The organism is Micromonospora sp. KC207 (assembly GCF_004348615.1).
Classification (GTDB): domain Bacteria; phylum Actinomycetota; class Actinomycetes; order Mycobacteriales; family Micromonosporaceae; genus Micromonospora.
Genome location: NZ_SMKJ01000516.1, coordinates 1 through 2,428, shown reverse-complemented (window position 1 = coordinate 2,428; position 2,428 = coordinate 1). Strand labels below are relative to the sequence as shown.

The 2,428-nt window shown below is 72.0% G+C and carries 1 protein-coding gene and 1 pseudogene; both read left to right on the top strand.

The genetic code is table 11. The features are described from left to right. A partial coding sequence (locus tag E1258_RS32005) for a beta-ketoacyl reductase (RefSeq protein WP_132407638.1) occupies window positions 1–818 on the top strand: 818 nt, incomplete at its 5' end. Window positions 819–823: 5 nt separating this feature from the next. Beyond that, window positions 824–2,428, top strand: a pseudogene (locus E1258_RS32000) (type I polyketide synthase); the annotation flags it as partial.

Here is a 2,428-nt window from a genome sequence, read left to right as displayed (position 1 = left end):
TCTCCTCGGCCGGTGGTCTGGTGCTGGCGGCCGGGCAGGCCAACTACGCGGCGGCGAACACGTTCCTCGACGCGCTGGCCGAGCACCGCCGGGCGGCCGGACTGCCCGCCACGTCGCTCGCCTGGGGACCCTGGGAAGGCGTCGAGGAGCTGGTGGACGCGCGGGTACTGGGCCGCGCCGGCGCGGTGCCACTGCCCGCTGCGGCCGGCCTGGCGCTGTTCGACGCGGCAATGGGCGCGGCCGATCCGGTACTCGTGCCGCTCGCGCTGGACACCGCCGCGTTGCGCGCCGGTACCGCACTGCCGGCCTTGCTGCGTTCGATGACCGGTGAGTCGTCCGTCACCCGGCCGGTGGCCGGCGAGCCGGCGGTTGAGGGCGGCGTGGCGGTGCCGGACGAGGACGCCGACCTGGCCGGGCTGCTGGCCGGTCTCGACGGTGCCGAGCGGGTCGGCGCCATGCTCGACCTGGTACGCGGCCAGGCCGCCGCGGTCCTCGGCTACGACGACCCGGGCGCGGTCGACCCCGACAAGGCGTTCGTCGACCTCGGCGTGGACTCGCTCGCCGCCCTGGAGCTGCGCAACCGGTTGGGTACGCGGACCGGGCTCCGGCTGCCCGCCACGTTGATCTTCGACTACTCGTCCGCCACGCCACTGGCCCGGTACCTGCTGGCCGAGCTGCTGCCGGAGCCCGAGCCCGACCCGGTCGCCGCACACGCCCAACCCGACGCCGAGGAGCTGGCCATCCGGGACAAGGTCGCCGGGATGGACGTCGCGGCGCTGGTCCGGTCCGTGTACGGCGACGGGGAGGAGTCGGCGTGAGCGACGAGGTCTCCACCGAGCAGATCGTCGGGGCGCTACGGCAGTCGGTCCTCGACAACGAACGGCTGCGGCGCGAACTCGACCGGCTGACCGAGGCGGCCCGGGAGCCGGTGGCCGTGGTCGGCATGGCCTGCCGCTACCCGGGCGGCGTCCAGTCTCCGGAGGACCTCTGGCGGCTGGTCGCCGACGGGGGCGACGCGGTGGGCGAATTCCCCAACGATCGAGGTTGGCCCATCGAGACGCTGTACCACCCGGAGCCCGGCCAACCCGGCCGCACCTGTACCCGCCACGGTGGCTTCCTGGACGGCGCGGCCGACTTCGACCCGGAGTTCTTCGGCATCTCCCCGCGCGAGGCCCTGACCACCGATCCGCAGCAGCGGCTCTTCCTGACCGCGTGCTGGGAGGCGGTGGAGCGGGCCGGGATCGTGCCCGCCACCCTGCGGGACACCGCCACCGGGGTGTTCGCCGGGGTGATGTCCCACGACTACGTGGCGACCAGCAGCGACGGCGGCCTGGTCTCCGGCCGGGTGGCGTACGCGTTGGGGTTGGTGGGGCCGGCGGTGACGGTGGATACGGCGTGTTCGTCGTCGTTGGTGGCGTTGCATGTGGCGGTGGGTGCGTTGCGGCGGGGGGAGTGTTCGCTGGCGCTGGCCGGCGGCGTCACCGTGATGGCCCGGCCGGACATGTTCGTGTACTTCAGTGAACAGCGCGGAATGGCCCCTGACGGCCGGTGCAAGTCGTACGCGGACGGCGCCGACGGCGTGGGCTGCGCGGAGGGTGTCGGGGTGCTGCTGTTGGAGCGGCTGTCTGATGCTCAGCGCAACGGTCATGAGGTTCTTGCGGTGGTGCGTGGTTCGGCGGTTAACCAGGACGGTGCGTCCAACGGCATGACGGCGCCGAGTGGGTTGGCGCAGCAGGCGGTGATTCGGGCGGCGTTGGCGGATGCGCGGCTGCCGGTGGATGCGGTGGATGCGGTCGAGGGTCACGGGACCGGGACGCGGTTGGGTGATCCGATCGAGGTGCAGGCGTTGTTGGCCACGTATGGGCAGGGTCGGGAGCGTCCGTTGTGGTTGGGGTCGTTGAAGTCGAACCTCGGGCACACCCAGGCGGCTGCTGGGGTGGCTGGTGTGATCAAGATGGTGATGGCGCTGCGGCACAGCGAACTACCGCGCACCCTGCACGTCGGCACCCCCTCGTCGGTGGTGGATTGGTCTGTTGGTGCGGTGGAGTTGTTGGCCGATGCTCGGCCGTGGCCGTCGTCTGTGGGTCGGGTGCGGCGGGCGGGGGTGTCGTCGTTCGGTATTTCCGGCACCAACGCCCACGTGATCGTCGAGGAGGCCCCGGCACACGCCGTGGAGCCGGCGACCGGCAGGCCGTGGGATGGTGCCGTGCCGTGGGTGGTGTCGGGCCGTAGTGCGGCGGCGCTGCGGGCTCAGGCGGAGCGGCTGGCGTCCTATGTGGCCGACTCCGGGGTGGCTCCGGTGGATGTGGGTTTTTCGTTGGCTGCCGGGCGTTCGGTGTTTGAGCATCGGGCTGTGGTGTGTGGTGCCAGCCGGTCGGATTTTTTGCGTGGTTTGACGGCGGTGGTTGATGGCGAGTCTGTGTCGGGT